Source organism: Seohaeicola saemankumensis, assembly GCF_042678485.1.
GTDB lineage: Bacteria > Pseudomonadota > Alphaproteobacteria > Rhodobacterales > Rhodobacteraceae > Seohaeicola > Seohaeicola saemankumensis.
Genome location: NZ_JBHTKR010000002.1, coordinates 276,596 through 295,770, shown reverse-complemented (window position 1 = coordinate 295,770; position 19,175 = coordinate 276,596). Strand labels below are relative to the sequence as shown.

Sequence of the window (19,175 nt, the reverse complement as noted above, 5' to 3'; positions counted from 1 at the left end):
ACCAACGTGTTATGCCTCAATCCTCGAACGGATCGGTCACAAGGATCGTGTCCTCCCGCTCGGGTGATGTGGAAAGTAGTGCGACAGGGCAATCGATCAACTCCTCGACGCGGCGCACATATTTGATCGCCGCCGCAGGCAGGTCGGCCCAGCTGCGCGCGCCTTCGGTCGATTCGGTCCAGCCCGGCATTTCCTCGTAGATCGGCTTGCAGCGCGCCTGATGGTTCGCGGCGGTGGGCAGGTAATCGATCCGCTCTCCGTCCAGTTCGTAGCCGACGCAGATCTTCAGCGTCTCGAACCCGTCCAGCACGTCAAGCTTGGTCAGTGCGATGCCCGACACGCCCGAGGTGGCGCAGGTCTGGCGCACCAGAACGGCATCGAACCAGCCGCAGCGGCGCTTGCGCCCGGTCACGGTGCCGAACTCATGGCCCCGCTCGCCCAGGCGCTGACCGTCCGCATCATGCAGCTCGGCCGGGAACGGGCCTTCGCCCACGCGGGTGGTATAGGCCTTGACGATGCCCAGCACGAAATCAATCGCGCCCGGCCCAAGGCCGACGCCTGTCGCCGCCTGCCCGGCGATCACATTGGACGAGGTGACAAAGGGATAGGTCCCGAAATCAATATCCAGCAGCGCGCCTTGCGCCCCTTCGAACAGGATGCGCTTGCCCGCCTTGCGCTTTTCGTTCAGCACCTTCCAGACGGGGGCGGCATATTCCAGCACGGCGGGGGCGATCTCGGTCAGGGCGGCAATCAGCGCGGCGCGGTCCACCGGGTCCATCCCCAGGCCACGGCGCAACGCATCATGATGCACCAGCGCGCGGTCGACCCGCGCCTCCAGCGTTTCGGGATCGGCCAGATCGGCGACACGGATCGCGCGGCGTCCGACCTTGTCCTCATAGGCGGGGCCGATGCCGCGCCCGGTCGTGCCGATCTTGGCCACGCCCACCGCTTCTTCGCGGGCGCGGTCCAATTCGCCGTGGAAGGGCAGGATCAGCGGGGTATTCTCGGCGATCATCAGCGTCTCGGGTGTGATGGTCACGCCCTGGGCGCGCAGGCCCGCGATCTCCTTGACCAGATGCCAGGGGTCCAGCACCACGCCATTGCCGATCACGCTCAGCTTGCCGCCGCGCACGATCCCGGAGGGCAGCAGCGACAGCTTGAACACCTTGCCGTCGATCACCAGCGTATGGCCCGCATTGTGCCCGCCCTGGAAGCGCGCGATCACATCGGCGCGCTCGGACAGCCAGTCGACGATCTTGCCCTTGCCTTCATCGCCCCACTGGGCCCCCACGACCACCACGTTCGCCATTGCCTGTCCTTCTTTGCTGGATCAAACCCGCGCCCGTCATATCGACCCATGCGGCCACATGAAACCGGAAATTCGAGCGCGCGCATGCAATGATGGTGCTTTCTGTGCGCGCTTTCCGTCAAAGGCCCCGGCAAGCCCCCGTTTCGCGGGTTGCCCCGCGTGATCAAATTGCCTAGATAGCACGGCAGAACACGGCTCACGTACGCGGCCCAACCAGACCAGTCAGGCGATCGTCCATGGAAAACGTCATCCTCATCATTCACCTTCTTCTGGCGCTTGCGCTGATCGGCGTCGTGCTGATGCAGCGGTCCGAGGGTGGCGGCCTGGGCATGGGCGGCGGCGGTGGCGGCGCGATGAGCGGTCGGGCCGCGGCGACGGCCCTGGGCAAGGTGACATGGGTGCTGGCGATTGCCTTCATCTGCACCTCGATCACGCTGACCATCATCGCGGCGCAGAAATCCGCAGGATCGTCGGTGCTTGACCGCGTCGGCGGCGAACGCCGCGCGCCTGCGGCCGATCCTGTGGCACCGGCGGGCGATCTGTTGCCGCCGCCCGCGGGGGACAACGCACCGCTGGTTCCGCGCGCCGACTGATCCACAAGGGATTGAGAAACCACGCTTCGCCGCAACATCATGTTGCGGCCAGCTTGCCTTTTGTCCGCGAATCCTCTATGGGTCGAATCCCGTGGTGCTGCGGTTTTCTATGTCCGCAAAAGGCGCTTATTCGCTGAGAAACGCAGCCTGAACGACGGGGGATGCCAACCGATGGCACGTTACATTTTCATCACGGGTGGGGTTGTCTCCTCGCTGGGCAAGGGCCTGGCGTCCGCAGCACTTGGCGCATTGTTGCAGGCACGCGGATTTTCGGTGCGGCTGCGCAAGCTGGACCCCTATCTGAACGTCGATCCCGGCACCATGTCGCCTTTTGAGCATGGCGAGGTCTTCGTGACCGACGATGGCGCCGAAACCGACCTGGACCTGGGCCATTACGAGCGTTTCACCGGCGTGGCCGCGCGCAAGACCGACTCTGTCAGCTCGGGGCGCATCTATTCCAACGTGCTGGAAAAGGAACGGCGCGGCGACTACCTGGGCAAGACGATCCAGGTGATCCCGCACGTCACCAACGAGATCAAGGATTTCCTGGCCGTCGGGTCGGACGAGGTCGATTTCATGCTCTGCGAGATCGGCGGCACGGTGGGTGACATCGAAGGTCTGCCCTTCTTCGAGGCGATCCGCCAGTTTTCCCATGACCGCCCGCGCGGGCAATGCATCTTCATGCATCTGACCCTGCTGCCCTATCTGGCGGCATCGGGCGAGTTGAAGACAAAGCCGACGCAGCACAGCGTCAAGGAATTGCAAAGCATCGGCATTGCGCCCGATATCCTGGTCTGCCGGTCGGAACATCCGATCCCGGAAAAGGAACGCGAGAAGATCGCGCTGTTCTGCAATGTCCGCAAGGAAGCGGTCGTGGCCGCTTATGACCTGAATTCCATCTACGAGGCGCCGCTGGCCTATCACCGCGAAGGTCTGGACCAGGCCGTGCTCGACGCCTTCCAGATCAGCCCGGCCCCGCGCCCCGACCTGACCGTGTGGGAAGATGTGGTGGACCGCATCCACAACACCGATGGCGCGGTCAATGTGGCGATCGTCGGCAAATACACGCAGCTTGAAGACGCCTACAAGTCGATCAAGGAGGCGCTGACCCACGGTGGCATGGCCAATCGCGTGAAGGTCAATGTCGAATGGGTCGATGCCGAGATCTTCGATACCGAGGACCCCGCCCCCTATCTGGAAGGCTTCCACGCCATCCTGGTGCCCGGCGGTTTTGGCGAGCGTGGCACCGAAGGCAAGATCAAGGCCGCTGCTTTCGCGCGCAGCCGCAAGATCCCCTATCTGGGCATCTGCCTTGGCATGCAGATGGCCGTGATCGAGGCCGCGCGCAATGTTGCTGGCCTGACCACGGCGGGATCGGAAGAATTCGACCATGAGGCCGGCAAGAAACGGTTCGAACCCGTGGTCTATCACCTCAAGGAATGGGTGCAGGGCAATCACAAGGTCGAACGCAAGGTCGGTGACGACAAGGGCGGCACCATGCGGCTTGGCGCCTATGACGCCACGCTGGCGCCGGGATCACTGGTGTCGCGGGTCTATGGCGCGACCTCCATCGAGGAACGCCACCGCCACCGCTACGAGGTGGATATCCGCTACCGTGAAAAGCTGGAAGGCTGCGGGCTGATGTTCTCGGGGATGTCGCCCGATGGCCGCCTGCCCGAAATCGTGGAATGGAAGGACCATCCGTGGTTCATCGGCGTGCAGTTCCATCCTGAACTGAAGTCGAAGCCCTTTGCGCCGCATCCCCTGTTCGCCGATTTCGTGCGCGCCGCGGTCGAAACGTCGCGCCTGGTATAGGTTCGGGGCTTTTGTCCGTTTTCGCCTGATGTCAGGCGGGGGATTGTTCCCCCGCCGGATCAGTCCGGCAGGTCGGACGGCTGCATGGCGTGTTTGTCGCGCCGCACGATGCGGGTCAGCCGCTCCCACAGCGGGGGGGCGGCGACCAGGTCTTCGCTGCGCGGCCGGATGATCGCCCGGCCCGGCCCGGTCATTTGCAGATCCAGCACCTCGCGGTCGAAGACCCATCGCCCCGACCGGCCTGCCGCGCCGTCCATGTCCTGTCGATTGATCCAGTCCTGCATGCTGGCGCGCGCAAGGCCCAGGCCCCTCTCGGGATCGGGCAGGTAGAAGCCACAGACGATCCGGCGATGAATCGAATCCAGAAGATTGCAGCGTGCCTGCGCCGCAACCGGCAGATCGGCCTTTGCGATCATGTTGAAACGCTCTGGCGTACCGTTGAAAAAGACCTGCGCCGCGGTTTCCAGATCAACACCCTTGCGGGTCATCATCAGGCGCAGCAGCTCCAGATCATCGCCATCCCAGTCAAAGAACAAGGCTTGATGGATCGCTGACGCGGATGACGCGTGATCCGCGTCAGGTCTTTCCCGGCTTTCCGCCGCTTGAACATCCGTCAGGTCCAGACTGACCATGGCACATGATTCCCTTGCAGATTACTATCCACGCAGGATTGAGGTTCACTGCGGTTATTTTGAGGAGCGAATGTGACAAGGCTGTGCAATCGGCGGTTTTATACCTCTTGGCTCTCAAGCCGGACAGGTGCAGCTGTTGTGGTTTTACTGCTATCGGCCTCAATATGTTGCGTGCTCGCCACAGCGACCCGGGCCGAAGGCATCATGACCCGGCCCTATGCCGCGCTTCTGCAGGAGCTGGACAGCCGCGAGGGATTTGAGGCCTGGCCCCGGCGTCCGGAACCCGGCCATCTGCTGCGCGCGCCACATCATGCACCCGGACTGGCCATCGCCAGCCATTTCGAAGGCCAGACGCCCGCGATCCTGACACGGCGGGACGGCGGGCGGCACGACAGCCTGACCACCACCACAGCCGAGCCCCCGCTGCGCCTTGCAGCAGGACCGGACGGGCAGGGTCTGGCCGTGGCGCAGCATCGCGGCTTCGGTTCGAACGCGGCCTTTCCCATCGGGCCGGACGGGTTCGCGCAACTTTCGGGCCGTGGCGAGGGGTCGCTGGCCATCCTGTTCGATCAGGATCAGCGCGCGACAGGGCTGTTGATCCATTCCGACTATCCGGACCCTTTGGGCAGCCGCCCTGCCCCGCGCGGCACGGTCGAGGTGATCTTTCTGGCGCGCGACGGGCAGGTTCTGGGGCGGATCGTCTCGGCGTTGGGCCAAGGCGTCACGCCGCTCGGCTTTCAGACCACCAGCGGCCTGCCGATGATCGCCGGGGTGGTGATCCTGAACACCGATCCGGGTGGGATCGCGGTGGATGACATCCTGTTTGCGCGCGCCGCCCTGATGGGCCGCGCGGCCACACCCGCAGGGCGGGCGTCCGCGCCCGTCTTGGCAGTCCGCAGCGCCCGCGCTAATGTCGGCGCATGTTAGGCAAGTTGCTCAGTTCCTTTCGCGCCCATCACGATGCGCCCCTGCCCCAGCCCGACCCGCAAATGGCGCTGGGCGTGCTGATGGTGCGCGTGGCGAAATCCGATCACAGCTATCATCTGGCCGAAATCCAGCGGATCGACCGGCTGCTGGCGCGGTTGTTCGACCTGAACCCGGTCGAGGCGGCGAAAATGCGCGCAACCTGCGAAAAGCTGGATGCCCGCGCGCCTAACACGGATACGTTCGCAGCCCTGATCCGGACCGAACTGGACCACGAACACCGCCTGTCGGCGCTCGAGGCGCTGTGCGAGGTGATGCTGATCGACGGCATGCCCCATGTCGAGGAAATCGAAGAAATCCATGCCACCCGCGTGATTCTGGGCCTGGACGAGGACGACCTGCGCGACGCGCTGGCGCGCGCCCGCACCGCCATCGGTTGATGACATCCGATTCCGCACCACACTTGTCCGCCAGAACGGAGACCCAACCCGATGTTTGCTGACCTTCTGAAACGCCTGATCCAACCCGGCCCCGACAGCACCCTGCCCGCCGAGGACGCGCGCCTTGCCCTCAGCGCCCTGCTGGTGCGGATCGCGCGTGCGGATGGCGATTACGCCACCGAAGAGGTGCATCGAATCGACCGCATCCTGATGGCGCGCTACGGCTTGTCGCCCCACGGTGTCATTGCGCTGAGAAAAGAGGCAGAAGTGCTGGAAAGCGAGGCGCCGGACACGGTGCGCTTTACCCGCGCGATCAAGGACGCCGTCCCCTACGAGGAGCGCGTCAGCGTGATCGAGTCGCTGTGGCAGGTGGCGCTTGCGGACGGGTCCCGTGACGGGGCCGAGGACGCGCTGGTGCGGATGGTCTCCTCCATGCTGGGGATCAGCGATCAGGATAGCGCCATGGCCCGGCAGCGGATGCAGGCGCGCGGATGATCGCCAGCCTGCCGATGTATGACTGGCCCGAGGTGCGGGCGCATACGGAAAGCTATTGGCAGGCGATACGCACAGCCCTTGGATCAGGCCCGGCGGATCTGACGCGTAATCACGATGACATGCATGCCCATTGGCTGCACACCGATCTGCTGTTGTCGCAGACCTGCGGGATGCCCTACAGAACACGGCTGCTGGGCAAGGTGACGCGGATCGGTACGCCCGATTACGGGCTGCCCGATTGCCCTGCGGGTCACTATTGCAGCGTGCTGGTTGTGAAGGCCCAGGACAGCCGGACGCAACTCTCTGATTTTACGAACGAAATTTTCGCCTATAACGAAGGCGGATCACAGTCGGGATGGGCCGCCCCGATGGCTCATGCCGCCCGGCTTGGCCTGCGGTTTGACCGCCTGCTTTCCACGGGGGCGCATCGCGCCTCGATCCGCGCGGTGGCCGAGGGGACCGCGGCCCTGGCTGCCATTGATGCCGTGACATGGGAACTGGCCTTGCGCCACGAACCCGCCACCGCACGGTTGAAGGTTCTGGCGCGCACGGATCCGACACCGGGCTTGCCCTATATTACGGCCCTTGGTCGCGATCCCGCCCCCCTGGTGCGCGCCATCGCCAGCGCCATCGACAGCCTGCCCGCGGACACCCGCGCGGCCCTGATGCTGCGGGGACTGTGCCAGATCACCGATGACGCCTATCTGAAGGTGCCCACACCCGCCGCGCCCGACGCCTGACGGGCTGCCGGCCGCACCGCGCGGCATTTGGGTGAAAGCCCGCGCCGAAGCGATGTTTACCAAGGGTCAATTCGGTTGATACGCAGGGGAATCCTCCGTTTTGGAAGTTGCAATGCCCCATTTTTTCCGCCCTATTGTGTCGCGAACATGACGATCAACCGCCCCGACAGATGGACGCCCCCGTGACCGACAGCCCGCCCGTCATCGAGATCCGCAACCTGCACAAGGCTTACGGCGCCCTGGAGGTGCTGAAGGGCGTCGATATTTCGGCCCGTCGCGGCGATGTGGTCTCGCTCATCGGGTCCTCGGGATCGGGCAAGTCCACGCTTCTGCGCTGCGCCAATCTTCTGGAAGACAGCCAGCAGGGCGAGATCCTGTTCAAGGGCGAACCTGTGCGCTGGCGTGGCACCGGCATGAACCGGCACCCGGCCGATCCCAAACAGGTGCTGCGGATCCGCACCAACCTCAGCATGGTGTTCCAGCAGTTCAACCTGTGGTCCCACATGACGATCCTGCAAAACGTGATGGAGGCGCCGGTCACCGTGCTCAGGCGCGACCGCGCCGAGGTGGAAGAGGCCGCGCGCCGCTACCTGGACAAGGTGGGCATCGGTGACAAATGCGATGTATTCCCCGCCCAGTTGTCGGGCGGACAGCAACAGCGCGCCGCGATCGCACGTGCGCTGTGCATGGAGCCCGAGGCGCTGCTGTTCGACGAGCCGACATCGGCGCTGGACCCCGAACTTGAGCAGGAAGTCGTCAAGGTGATCAAGGACCTGGCCGCCGAGGGGCGCACGATGATGATCGTGACCCATGACATGCGGATGGCCGCCGATGTGTCCGATCACGTGGTCTTTCTGCATCTGGGCCGGATCGAGGAACAGGGCCCGCCCGCGACCCTTTTCGGCGCGCCCAAGACCGAACGCCTGCAACAATTCCTTTCCGCTTCCGTCCCGGCCTGAGGGCTGCGAGGGGCGAAAATCAGCGGGGCCAACCCGCATCACATCCTCCAACCAAGGAAAACAGACAGACATGAAAAGACTGATCCTGACGACCGCCGCACTCGCACTGACCGCCAGCATGGGCATGGCCCAGACGGTGCGCATGGGCACTGAAGGCGCCTACCCTCCGTACAACTTCCTGAATGACAAGGGCGAGGTTGACGGTTTCGAACGCGAGCTGGGCGACGAGCTGTGCAAGCGCGCCGCACTGACCTGCGAATGGGTCACAACCGACTGGGACGGGATCATCCCCAACCTGGTATCGGGCAACTATGACACGATCATCGCCGGCATGAGCATCACCGCCGAGCGTGACGAAGTCATTGATTTCACCCAGAACTACATCCCGCCCGCATCCTCGGCCTATGTCGGCGCCTCCGCTGATATCGACGTGGCGACCGCGGTGGTGTCGGCCCAGGCCGCCACGATCCAGGCCGGCCATGTGGCCGAAAGCGGCGCGACCCTGCTGGAATTCGCAACGCCTGAGGAAACCGTCGCCTCCGTCCGCAACGGCGAGGCCGATGCCGTCTTCGCCGACAAGGATTACCTGGCGCCGATCGTCGAGGAATCCGGCGGCGCGCTGATGTTCGTGGGCGAAGACGTCCAGCTGGGCGGCGGCGTCGGCATGGGCCTGCGCGAAAGCGACACCGAGCTGCGCACCAAATTCGACGCGGCGATCCAGTCGATGAAGGATGACGGCACGCTGAATACGCTGATCACCAAATGGTTCGGCGAAGACGCCGCAACCTTCTGATAAACCCCAGCGGGGGGCTTCGCACCGAGGCCCCCCGCTTCATCGTTCCACAAATACTCATCCGCCACGCCTGCGTCAGGGAAAGCCATGTTCAGTTTCTGCACAGATCCCGACACGCTGTCCGATCTGGCCTGGATGGCCTGCTATCTGACGACCGGCAAACATCTGAATTTCTACTATGCCTTCGGTACGGTTCTGGTGCTGCTGGCGATCACCGCGCCGACGGCGCTGGCGTTCGGCTTTGCCGGCGCCTCGGCGGCGCGGTCGCGCGTCCTGCCGCTCAGCCTGATCGGCAAGGGCTATATCGCGATCGTGCGCGGCGTGCCCGATATCGCCTTTTTCCTGTTCTTCGTCATCGCGCTCGACCAGGGTCTGGAATTTCTGAAACACCAATGGGTCTGCCCCGACTGGGATCAGCCGATCCGGCAGGGCAATGATTTCCTGGTCTGCCAGGCGGCCAAGGTGCCCTTGGGCAACTCGCCGCAATGGGTGCACAAGACCTACAGTTTCTTCGTGGCGGTCTTCACTTTCGCCATCGTCTTTGGCGCCTTCGCGGCCAATGTGCTTTATGGCGCCATGCGCGCCGTGCCGCGCGCGCAGCTTGAAACCGCCGAAGCCTACGGCATGACCCACCGGCAGACATTCTGGCGCATCACCGTGCCGCAGATGTGGGTCTATGCCCTGCCTGGCCTGTCGAACCTGTGGATGGTGCTGATCAAGTCCACCCCCCTGCTGTTCCTGCTGGGCGTCGAGGATATCGTCTACTGGGCGCGCGAATTGGGCGGCACCAAGACACCGCGCTTCACCGATTATCCGCATGGCGACTGGCGCATGTGGTATTTCCTTGTGCTGCTGGTCTTCTATCTGGCCTTCACCCGCCTATCCGAAGTGGTGCTTGACCGCGTCATGGCCCGGCTGACCCTGGGCCAGGCCACCACCGGCGGCGACGCGCAGCGAAAGGCCAAGGCATGAGCTGCACCCAGACCATCATGGATTACGGGCTGCGTAGCCTGGGCTATGGCGAACGCCTGCTGCCGCGGTCGGATTTCACCCTTTGCCAGCAATTCACGCTGATCGGATCAGGGCTGATCTGGAACATCTATTTCGGCGCGCTTGCGCTGATCGCGGGGTTCTTTCTGGCCACCGCGCTGGCGCTTGGCAAGGGCGCAGGCCCGGCCTGGATCCGCAAGCCTGCGGAATGGTTCATCTTCGTGTTCCGCGGCTCGCCCCTCTTCATCCAGTTCTTTTTTGCCTATTTCCTGTTTCTCAGCCTCAAGGGGGTCAGCCCGATCTTCGATCCCTTCAGCTCTGCCTGGCTGGGGGCGCTGGTCGTGCTGTTCTTCAACACCGCCGCCTATTCGGCCGAGATCTTCCATGGCGCGCTGAAATCCATCCCCCGCGGCGATGTCGAGGCGGCGGATGCCTATGGCATGTCCGGCTGGCCCCGGTTTCGCCGGATCATCTGGCCGACCATGCTGCGCCTGGCCTGGCCCGGCTACACGAACGAGGCGATCTTTCTGTTTCACGCGACCACGCTGGTGTTCTTTTCGGGCTTTCCGGCCCAGCAGCAGAAGGGCGACGCGCTTTATTATGCCAGCTATTTCGCGGACAAGACCTTCAATCCGTTCATCCCCTATCCGATCCTGGCCTTCTATTTCGTGCTGCTGACCCTGGCGATCACCGGCATCTTCGGGCTGATCAACCGTCGCCTGAACCGGCATCTTCCGCCCGAACAGCGTCGCAAAATTCGCTTGCGTCCCAATCTGATCCGGTAGTATCACTATTTTGATCAAATTTTTCGGGTGTGATCCCTTCCTGATTTTTTCAGAGTATCGGGCAGCTACAACCTTTTTCGCAAGATTTGATCATAAGCAAGGACCAAGGGCATGGACCTTACCCTCCGCCGGTCGCGCATGATGCGTGGCCTGCGCGGCATGCGCCAGCCCTCAACCCGTCAGGTGAGACGATGAAGAACTGGCTCAGGAAGCACCCCGAGGTGCGCACGATCCGCGTGGCTGCCGCGGATCTCAATGCCCAGGCACGCGGCAAACGTGTTCCCACCCGCTATGCGGACAAGGTCGTCGAGGATGGCACCCGCTTTCCTCTCTCGGTCCTCAACCTCGATATCTGGGGCGAAGATATCGACGACAGCCCGCTGGTCTTCGAGACGGGCGATGCCGATGGCGTGCTGAAGCCCACGGAACGTGGCTTCATGCCGATGCCCTGGCTGGAAGCGCCCACCGCCCTGCTGCCGATCTGGATGTTCCGCGAGGATGGCCGCCCCTATGAGGGCGACCCGCGCCATGCGCTGCGCGCGGTGGTGGACCGCTACAAGGCGATGGGCCTGACCCCTGTGGTTGCGGTCGAGCTGGAGTTCTTCCTGATCGACGACTCGGGCCGCAAACTGCAGGTGCCGGTCAGCCCGCGCTCCGGCAAGCGGCGCAAGGCGGCCGAAACCCTGTCGATTCGCGCCCTGGATGCCTTCGACACCTTCTTTACGGACCTCTACGAGGCCTGCGAAGAGATGGACATTCCCGCAGATACCGCGATTTCCGAGGCGGGGCTGGGCCAGTTCGAAGTGAACCTGATGCATTGCGACGATGCCTTGCGCGCGGCCGACGATGCGTGGCTGTTCAAGATGCTGGTCAAGGGTCTGGCGCGGCGGCACGGTTTTGCCGCGTCCTTCATGGCCAAACCCTATGAGGATTACGCCGGATCCGGTTTGCACACACATTTCTCGGTTCTGGACGCCGATGGGCGCAATATTTTTGATGATGGCGGGCCTCTGGGCACAGATTTGTTGCGTCAAGCCGTGGCCGGATGTCTGAATGCCATGGCCGGATCAACGCTGATCTTTGCACCGCACTGGAACAGCTATGACCGGCTGGTGCCCGACGCGCATGCGCCGACCGGCATCTGCTGGGGCTATGAGAACCGCACGGCGGCGGTGCGGATCCCTTCGGGCAGCAACGCGGCCCGGCGGATCGAACATCGCGTGGCGGGGGGTGACGTGAACCCCTATCTGATGCTGGCCGCGATCCTGGGCGCCGCCCTGAACGGGATCGAGGACAAGGCCGAACCGCCGGCCCCGATCACCGGCAACGCCTATGCGCTGGGTCTGCCACAGGTGCCCACCACCTGGGCAGACGCGATCGACGCCTTCGAAGCCTGCCCTGAAATCGCGCGCATCTTTGCGCCCGAGCTGGTCCGCAACTTCGTGCTGACCAAGCGGCAAGAGCTGCATTACATGGGCGATCTGACCCCGGAAGAGCGTGTCGAGATCTATCTCGACACGGTCTGATCCGGGGTCTTGCGCCCCCTGACCCAGCCAAGCCCCCCTTGCCGTTGCGTGGGGGCTTGGCTACCATCCGCGCTATCCAAACATTGGTGATCCATGAAAATCGGTATCCTGCAAACCGGCCATTCCCCTGACGAGGTCAGGGGCGATCTTGGCGATTATTCAGACATGTTCGCCAGTATCCTGGGCGGTCATGGCTTTGACTTCGTGACCTTCAACGTGGTGGACGGGGAGTTTCCCGACGGGCCCGAGACGGCCGATGGCTGGCTGATCACCGGATCAAGGCATGGCGCGTATGAAGATCACCCCTGGATACCCAAGCTCGAGGCGCTGATCCGCGCCATTCGCGATGCGGGCAAGCCGCTGATCGGGGTCTGTTTCGGACATCAGATCATCGCGCAGGCGCTTGGCGGTCGCGTGGAAAAATTCAGCGGCGGCTGGGCCGTGGGCCCCACCGCATATGACTTTGACGGCGAGACACTGATCTTGAACGCCTGGCACCAGGACCAGGTCACAGCCCTGCCCGAAGGCGCCAGGGTTCTGGCATCGAATGATTTTTGCGCCAATGCGGCCGTCGCTTATGGCGATACCATCCTGACCCTGCAAGCCCATCCCGAATATGACGCCAGGATGCTTTCGGCCCTGATCACCTACCGCGCCCCCGGCGTTGTTCCCGCAGACCAGATCGCGCAGGCGCGCGACAATCTGGACACGCCGCTTGACGCCACCCGCTTTGCTGACCGCATGGCGGCCTTCCTCAAAAAGGACCGCATGAGATGAAAGACTGGACCGAAGAACTGCCCGAAGCCGCCCGCCAATTCCTGGAAAACCGCCGTCTGGACGAGGTGGAATGCATCATTTCGGATCTGCCCGGAATTGCGCGCGGCAAGGCCGTGCCCGCCAGCAAATTTGCACGGCAGGATTATTTCCACCTGCCGGATTCGATCTTCTACCAGACAATCACCGGCGACTGGGGCGAGGCCGCGGGCGCCGAAGGCTTCATCGAGCGTGACATGATCCTGCGCCCGGACATGGCGACGGCGACTGCCGCGCCCTGGACCGGCGACTGGACGTTGCAGGTGATCCATGACGCCTATGACCGCAAGGGCAAACCCATTCCCTACGCTCCGCGCAACGTGCTCAAGCGTGTGGTCGATCTTTACCGCAAACAGGGATGGGAGCCTGTCGTCGCACCCGAGATGGAATTCTACCTTGTCGCGCGCAACCTTGACCCCGCCAAGGGGATCGAGCCGATGATGGGCCGCTCTGGTCGGCCGGCGGCCGCGCGCCAGGCCTATTCGATGTCGGCCGTGGACGAATTCGGCCCCGTGATCGACGACATCTACGACTTCGCCGAGGCCCAGGGGTTCGAAATCGACGGCATCACCCAGGAAGGCGGCGCCGGTCAGCTGGAAATCAACCTGCTGCATGGCGATCCGATCAAGCTGGCGGACGAGGTGTTCTATTTCAAGCGGCTGATCCGCGAAGCGGCGCTGCGGCATGACTGCTTTGCCACCTTCATGGCCAAGCCGATCGCCGACGAACCCGGCAGCGCGATGCATGTGCATCATTCGGTGCTGGATATCGAGACCGGGCAGAACCTGTTCTCGGGGCCGCAGGGCGGCGAGACGGATGCGTTCTTTCATTTCATCGGCGGCATGCAGAAGCACCTGCCCTCGGCCATCGCGGTGCTGGCGCCCTACGTCAACAGCTACCGCCGCTACGTCAAGGATCACGCGGCCCCGATCAACCTGGCCTGGGGGCGCGATAACCGCACCACCGGCATCCGGGTGCCGCTGTCCAGCCCCGCCGCGCGACGGGTCGAGAACCGGCTGGCGGGCATGGATTGCAACCCCTATCTGGGGATCGCCGTCAGCCTGGCCTGTGGCTATCTGGGGATGATGCAGGAATGCTGGCCCGACAAGCAGTTCAAGGGCGATGCCTACGAGGGCGAGGGCGATATTCCCCGCGTGATGGGCGATGCGCTGGACCTGTTCGAAGATGCCAAGGAGCTGCATGAGGTGCTGGGCCCGGAATTCGCCCGCGTCTATTCGATCGTGAAACGCACCGAATACGAGGAGTTCCTGCAGGTCATCAGCCCGTGGGAGCGCGAGCATCTGCTGCTGAACGTGTGATCGCGGGCGCTGGGGGCGCTGCCCCCGGCCTGCGGCCTCCCCCGGGATATTTCTCGCAAGAAGAAAACGACACTTCATGACACAGGGAGTGACGCCATGAACCTGCTTTTTTCCAACGACCGCGCGGGGGAATACCCGCCAAGCTGGTATGCCGCCACCGCCCATGACGCACCGCGCCATCCCGCGTTGAAGGGGACCGCGCGCGCCGATGTCTGCGTGGTCGGGGCCGGCTATACCGGCCTTTCGGCGGCGCTGCACCTGGCCGAGCGCGGATTTGATGTGGTGCTGCTGGAGGCGCATCGCGTGGGGTTCGGCGCGTCGGGCCGCAATGGCGGGCAGCTTGGCTCGGGCCAGCGGCAGGATCAGAAAAGTCTTGAAGCGATGGTCGGACAGGCCGAGGCGCGCAAACTATGGGATCTTGGCGAGGAGGCCAAGGATCTGGTCAAGGGGCTGATCGCGCGCCATGCAATCGACTGCGACCTGAAACCGGGCATTGCCTGGACCGGATTTTCCGGGCGCGAGGTTGCGGACCTGCACCGCTATGCCGAGATGCTTCAAAATGACTATGACTATGGGCAGATCGAGGCGCTGGATGCCGATGCCTGTCATGCGCTCTGCCCCTCGCCCGCCTACAAGGGCGGTGTGCTGGATATGGGGGCGGGCCATCTGCATCCGCTGAACTTCGCCCTTGGCCTTGCGCGCGCGGCGGTGGCGGCCGGTGTGCGGATCTTCGAGGGCGCGCATGTGCATCACATCCAGGACGCTACGAAAGTCGTCGTGCAGACCGGACAGGGACGGGTCGAGGCCGATCACCTGATCCTTGCCTGCAACGGATACCTGGGCGGGCTGAACCGCAAGGTCGCGGCGCGGGTGATGCCGATCAACAATTTCATCGTGGCGACGGAACCCCTGGGCGCAGAGGCCGCGCGCGTGCTGACCCGTGACGTGGCTGTTGCGGACAGCAAGTTCGTGGTCAACTACTTCCGTCTGAGCGCCGACAAGCGTCTGCTGTTCGGGGGCGGCGAAACCTATGGCTACCGCTTTCCCGCCGATATCGCGGCCCTGGTGCGCCAGCCGATGACCCAGATCTTCCCGCATCTGGCGGATGTCGGGCTGGATTATGCCTGGGGCGGCACGCTGGCGATCACGATGAAGCGAATGCCCTATCTGGCGCGGGTTGCACCCAATGTGTTGAGCGCCTCGGGTTATTCGGGGCACGGGGTCGGCACCGCCACCCATGCCGGCTATCTGATGGCGCAGGCCATTGCCGGGCAGGCCGAAGGGTTCGACACCATGGCGCGCGTTCCGAACACGGCTTTTCCGGGCGGTCCCGCGTTCCGCAATCCGCTGCTGGTGCTGGCGATGACCTGGTACAGCCTGCGCGACCGGCTGGGCATTTAAGGCGGAGGGGCGCCGATTTGCCCCTGGCTTGCAAATTTAACTTGAGCGCGCGCGGCAATGGTTTAGAAAACCTGAAAAGTGTATTCAGGAAAGCCGAAACGCATGTCGCTCGATACCCCTGCCATCCTGCCGCCCAATACCTATGACGCCGAACCGATCCCGGCCGCCGCACGGGCCGAGATCGAGCGCCTGCTGCAATCGGGCGATCTGTTCCGCTACACATCCGCCGACGCCTCGCCCGTGGCCTTGCTGGAGCAGGAATTCGCCGCGATGATGGGTGTGCGCTATGCGCTGGCGGTATCGTCCTGTTCGGCGGCGCTGTTCTTGTCGCTCAAGGCGCTGGACCTGCCACGCGGGGCGCGCGTGCTGATCCCGGCCTTCACATTTGCCGCCGTGCCCTCGTCGATCGTGCATGCCGATTGCGTGCCGGTGCTGTGCGAGGTTGGCGAGAATTACCGCATCGACATGGCGGATTTTGCAGCCAAGCTGGATGATGTGCAGGCGGTGATGATCAGCCACATGCGCGGGCATACATCCGACATGGATGCGATCATGGCGCTTTGCGATGCGCGCGGCATTCCGGTGGTCGAGGATGCGGCCCATTCGCTGGGCACCACCTGGCATGGGCGCATCATCGGCAGCATCGGCAAGATCGGCTGTTTCTCATTCCAGAGCTACAAGCTGCTGAACGCGGGCGAAGGTGGCATCCTGATCACCGATGACGCCGATCTGGTGGCGCGTGCCGTGATCATGTCGGGCGCCTACGAGCATAACTGGAAGAAACACGGCAGCCGCGATGCGCGGTCACAGGCCGATCTGGATGCAGCCTTTGCGCGCTGGCAGAACCGGCTGCCGCTTTACAATCTGCGCCTGAACAACCTCAGCGCTGCGATCATCCGCCCGCAACTGGGTGAAATGGCGCGCCGGGTGGCGGATGGGCGGCGCAATCATGACCATGTGGCGGCCAGGCTGAACGGCTCGCCCTGGATCGATGTGCCAGAGAAACTGGCGCCCGAGGAGCGCGCGCCGGATTCCATCCAGTTCAACATGGTCGGCATGTCGGATGACGACATTCGCGCCTTTGCAGAGGCTGCCGCCCGGCGCGGCGTCAAGGTGCAGGTCTTCGGGATGAGCGCCGACAATGCGCGCGCCTTCTGGAACTGGCAATTCCTGGGCGAAACACCCGACCTGCCCCGGACCCGCGCGATGCTGATGAAAGCCTGCGACACGCGCCTGCCCGCGCGGCTGCAACTGCCCGAACTGGACGTGATCGCCGATGCGCTGATCGGGGCCGCGCAAGAGGTCATGGGCAACCTGCGCGTCTACGGGACCTGAGCAATTTCAGGAAAAGTTGACAGACTTTTCCGGTTCGAAATTGCGACCCTGCCAAGCAATTTCAGGAAAAGTTGACAGACTTTTCCGGTTCGAGATTGCGACCCTGCCAAACAATTTCAGGAAAAGTTGACAGACTTTTCCGGTTCGAAATTGCGGCGCCCGACAGTCAGAGCACGCGCAGCTGCGCGGCCATGAAGGGATGCGCCCGGATGGCGGGGGTCACGATGATGTCCTGCAACAGCGGCTTCAACCGTTCGGTGACCTGCGCTGGCATGTCCTGCAACACGCCCTTGCGCGCGGTCAGGGAGATGGTGCGCGACAAGGGGGCAAAGGGCAATTCGAACACGTCAAGCCTGTCGGCAAAGCGGCGCGCGCGCATCAGGGCCAGCGGTGTCAGGATGGTCCAGCCCGCGCCCTGGGCCACAAGGGCCAGAATGGCGTGGTAACTGTCCAGTTCGAACCGATGCGCCAGTGTCAGGTTCTGGCGCGCCAGATGGGATGCGATCAGCCGTCCCATGTAGTGCCGGGTGGTATATTGCACCAGCGGCAGGGTCTTGAGCTGCCGCAATATATCGCGATCCGGCTTGAGCGCGCCACGCGCGGTCGCCACGACAAACCCCTCGGACAGCAGGGGGTGCAGTTCCATCCAGTCGGCCTCGGCCCCCATGTCGGCTGCCACGATCACGTCCAGCGCGCGCGCGTCCAACTGGTCATGCAGATGATGGCTGGCCCCGGTTTCCAGCAGGAACTGGCACCCTTTCATGTCCGCGGCCAGATCGGTCAGCAGGCGGGGGGTCACATCGGCCTCGAAATCCTCGATCATGCCAAGGCGGAAACGGGTCAGCGCCGACAGATCGGCCATGGCCAGTTCGGCCCGCGCCAATGACGCCTCGTTCAGGATGATCGCGGCGCGACGGCGAAACAGTTCTCCGGCCTGGGTCAGGGTGACCGGGCGGGTGTTGCGCTGCAGGAGGGTGGCGCCGATCGCCCCTTCAAGATTGGTCAATTGCTGGCTGACCGCAGAGGCGCTGGCGCCCAGGCGACGCGCGGCCGAAGAGATGCTTCCCTCTTCGGCCGTCGCCACGAAAACCTCGATTCCCCAGAGGGTTATCCGGCCGGGGCTGTCCACCATGATGGGTTCACTTGCCCATTTTCGACAGTTTCGTCTGAAGATCCTGCAACTGCCGCTTGATTTCGTCCAGACCGGCCTCTTCGTTCTTGTCGGTCTCGTCATCGTCACGCGCCGGGGCGGATGTGCCGGGCCAGCCCCCTTTGAAGCCGCCGGTCATCGCCTTGAGGAACGCCTCCTGTTGCGCCTGCATCGCCTCGAATCCGGGCAGTTTGGCCATCGGGGTGACCTTGGCCATGTTTTCCATCATCTTGGACTGGCTGTCGCGCAGCATGTCGAAGGACATGGCAAGGAACTGCGGCACCACCGATCCGGCCTGCGTTGTGTAGCTGCGGACAAGATCCGTCAGCACGTTGACCGGCAACATGGTTTCGCCACGGCTTTCATGTTCCGCGATGATCTGCAGAAGATATTGCCGCGTCAGGTCATCGCCGGATTTCAGATCGACGATCTGCACCTCGCGGCCTTCGCGAATGAAACCGGCGATATCCTCGAGCGTGACGTAATCGCTGGTTTCGGTATTGTACAAACGGCGACTGGCATAACGCTTGATGAGAAGCGGTTTTTTGTCTTCGGCCACGGGCGACCCTCCCCTTGATGCAGCACTGCGGCAAAGCTTATGCGAGTGCAGAACAAAAAGAAAGGGCGGGCACAAAGGCCCGCCCCAGCGTGTCGCATCCCAGGGAGGAGGAGGAGGATGCGTCAGCTTTTTTCCTATATGCGGCGATTACTTCGCTGCTGCTTTTTTCGCCACGGTGGTGGCGTCCTTTGCAGCTTTCTGCACAGCGGCAGTCGCTTCTTCGGTCATGTCCTTGCCAGCAGCCATCAGCAGCTCGACGGTGTCCATCTGCATTTTCTTGGCGACTTCGGCGAAGGCTGCCATGTGCTCGGCTGCGGCTTCGGCCTGGGTCGAGGCGAAATCGGTCATTGCCTTGGCGTAATCGGCCGGATCGGACTTTGCTTTCGACATCTCGATCATCTTGGACAGGGTTTCCTTGGTCCATTTGGTCGAAATTTCGGTCGACTTTTCAGCAGCGGTCAGCGCCAGGCCGGCCAGCTTTTCGTTCAGCGATGCCTGGGTCTTGAACGCGTCTTCCATGGATTTGGTATCCACGGGGAATGCGCCCATCATGTCTTTCATCATCGCGGTGAAATCTTGCGTCTTGGCCATCTCGGT

Annotated in this window: 20 protein-coding genes; 15 read left to right on the top strand and 5 right to left on the bottom strand. The window is 63.5% G+C overall.

From position 1 onward, the window contains the following. Positions 1–16 precede the first annotated feature (16 nt). A complete protein-coding gene (locus ACFQ3C_RS05265; RefSeq protein WP_380789435.1) occupies positions 17–1,309 on the bottom strand; it encodes an adenylosuccinate synthase in 1,293 nt (430 codons plus the stop codon). Between the two features lie 236 nt (positions 1,310–1,545). On the opposite strand from ACFQ3C_RS05265, the gene secG reads away from it, so the two are divergent. After that, positions 1,546–1,902, top strand: coding sequence for a preprotein translocase subunit SecG (gene secG, locus ACFQ3C_RS05260; protein ID WP_380789434.1), 357 nt, complete (start codon positions 1,546–1,548; stop codon positions 1,900–1,902). Between the two features lie 171 nt (positions 1,903–2,073). After that, positions 2,074–3,717: a CTP synthase gene (locus tag ACFQ3C_RS05255; RefSeq protein WP_380789433.1), complete on the top strand. Its 1,644-nt coding sequence runs from the start codon at positions 2,074–2,076 to the stop codon at positions 3,715–3,717. 59 nt (positions 3,718–3,776) lie between these two features. Here ACFQ3C_RS05255 and ACFQ3C_RS05250 read toward each other — a convergent pair whose 3' ends face one another. After that, a complete protein-coding gene (locus tag ACFQ3C_RS05250) occupies positions 3,777–4,349 on the bottom strand; it encodes a hypothetical protein (RefSeq protein ID WP_380789432.1) in 573 nt (190 codons plus the stop codon). 204 nt (positions 4,350–4,553) lie between these two features. Between ACFQ3C_RS05250 and ACFQ3C_RS05245 the strand changes: the two genes are divergently transcribed. From ACFQ3C_RS05245 to ACFQ3C_RS05185, 13 genes are all read left to right on the top strand, one after another. Continuing rightward, positions 4,554–5,276 (top strand): hypothetical protein, encoded by a 723-nt coding sequence (locus ACFQ3C_RS05245; protein WP_380789431.1) that lies wholly within the window; start codon positions 4,554–4,556, stop codon positions 5,274–5,276. Next, entirely contained in the window at positions 5,270–5,713 is a 444-nt protein-coding gene (locus ACFQ3C_RS05240) for a tellurite resistance TerB family protein (protein WP_380789430.1), read from the top strand. Before ACFQ3C_RS05245 ends, ACFQ3C_RS05240 begins: the two co-directional genes overlap by 7 nt. 51 nt (positions 5,714–5,764) lie before the next feature. Beyond that, positions 5,765–6,208: a tellurite resistance TerB family protein gene (locus tag ACFQ3C_RS05235; protein ID WP_380789429.1), complete on the top strand. Its 444-nt coding sequence runs from the start codon at positions 5,765–5,767 to the stop codon at positions 6,206–6,208. After that, positions 6,205–6,948 carry a phosphate/phosphite/phosphonate ABC transporter substrate-binding protein gene (locus ACFQ3C_RS05230; protein ID WP_380789428.1) on the top strand — a complete coding sequence of 248 codons (744 nt, stop codon included), beginning with the start codon at positions 6,205–6,207 and terminating at the stop codon, positions 6,946–6,948. Before ACFQ3C_RS05235 ends, ACFQ3C_RS05230 begins: the two co-directional genes overlap by 4 nt. Before the next feature lie 182 nt (positions 6,949–7,130). Next, positions 7,131–7,907, top strand: coding sequence for an ABC transporter ATP-binding protein (locus ACFQ3C_RS05225; protein ID WP_380789810.1), 777 nt, complete (start codon positions 7,131–7,133; stop codon positions 7,905–7,907). A 70-nt stretch (positions 7,908–7,977) separates the two neighbouring features. Continuing rightward, positions 7,978–8,700, top strand: a complete 723-nt coding sequence (locus ACFQ3C_RS05220; protein WP_380789427.1) for a transporter substrate-binding domain-containing protein — start codon at positions 7,978–7,980, stop codon at positions 8,698–8,700. Positions 8,701–8,787: 87 nt separating this feature from the next. After that, positions 8,788–9,672, top strand: coding sequence for an ABC transporter permease (locus tag ACFQ3C_RS05215; protein ID WP_380789426.1), 885 nt, complete (start codon positions 8,788–8,790; stop codon positions 9,670–9,672). Then, positions 9,669–10,475 (top strand): ABC transporter permease, encoded by an 807-nt coding sequence (locus ACFQ3C_RS05210; protein WP_380789425.1) that lies wholly within the window; start codon positions 9,669–9,671, stop codon positions 10,473–10,475. The genes ACFQ3C_RS05215 and ACFQ3C_RS05210 overlap by 4 nt, the downstream gene beginning before the upstream one ends. Positions 10,476–10,666: 191 nt before the next feature. Next, positions 10,667–12,001 (top strand): glutamine synthetase family protein, encoded by a 1,335-nt coding sequence (locus tag ACFQ3C_RS05205; RefSeq protein ID WP_380789424.1) that lies wholly within the window; start codon positions 10,667–10,669, stop codon positions 11,999–12,001. A gap of 93 nt (positions 12,002–12,094) precedes the next feature. After that, positions 12,095–12,778, top strand: a complete 684-nt coding sequence (locus tag ACFQ3C_RS05200) for a type 1 glutamine amidotransferase (RefSeq protein WP_380789423.1) — start codon at positions 12,095–12,097, stop codon at positions 12,776–12,778. Continuing rightward, complete coding sequence (locus ACFQ3C_RS05195; protein ID WP_380789421.1) at positions 12,775–14,133, top strand: glutamine synthetase family protein; 1,359 nt, start codon at positions 12,775–12,777, stop codon at positions 14,131–14,133. Before ACFQ3C_RS05200 ends, ACFQ3C_RS05195 begins: the two co-directional genes overlap by 4 nt. Positions 14,134–14,229: 96 nt before the next feature. Next, positions 14,230–15,534, top strand: a complete 1,305-nt coding sequence (locus ACFQ3C_RS05190) for an NAD(P)/FAD-dependent oxidoreductase (protein ID WP_380789420.1) — start codon at positions 14,230–14,232, stop codon at positions 15,532–15,534. 102 nt (positions 15,535–15,636) lie between these two features. Continuing rightward, complete coding sequence (locus ACFQ3C_RS05185; RefSeq protein WP_380789419.1) at positions 15,637–16,869, top strand: DegT/DnrJ/EryC1/StrS family aminotransferase; 1,233 nt, start codon at positions 15,637–15,639, stop codon at positions 16,867–16,869. Between the two features lie 166 nt (positions 16,870–17,035). Here ACFQ3C_RS05185 and ACFQ3C_RS05180 read toward each other — a convergent pair whose 3' ends face one another. The 3 genes from ACFQ3C_RS05180 to ACFQ3C_RS05170 all read right to left on the bottom strand — a co-directional run bounded on the left by ACFQ3C_RS05180 (position 17,036) and on the right by ACFQ3C_RS05170 (position 19,169). Continuing rightward, on the bottom strand, positions 17,036–18,001 hold the full coding sequence (locus ACFQ3C_RS05180; RefSeq protein ID WP_380789418.1) for a LysR family transcriptional regulator: 966 nt from the start codon (positions 17,999–18,001) through the stop codon (positions 17,036–17,038). Between the two features lie 7 nt (positions 18,002–18,008). Then, positions 18,009–18,578, bottom strand: a complete 570-nt coding sequence (gene phaR / locus ACFQ3C_RS05175) for a polyhydroxyalkanoate synthesis repressor PhaR (protein ID WP_380789417.1) — start codon at positions 18,576–18,578, stop codon at positions 18,009–18,011. A 147-nt stretch (positions 18,579–18,725) separates the two neighbouring features. Further along, positions 18,726–19,169 (bottom strand): phasin family protein, encoded by a 444-nt coding sequence (locus ACFQ3C_RS05170; protein WP_380789415.1) that lies wholly within the window; start codon positions 19,167–19,169, stop codon positions 18,726–18,728. Positions 19,170–19,175: the final 6 nt, after the last annotated feature.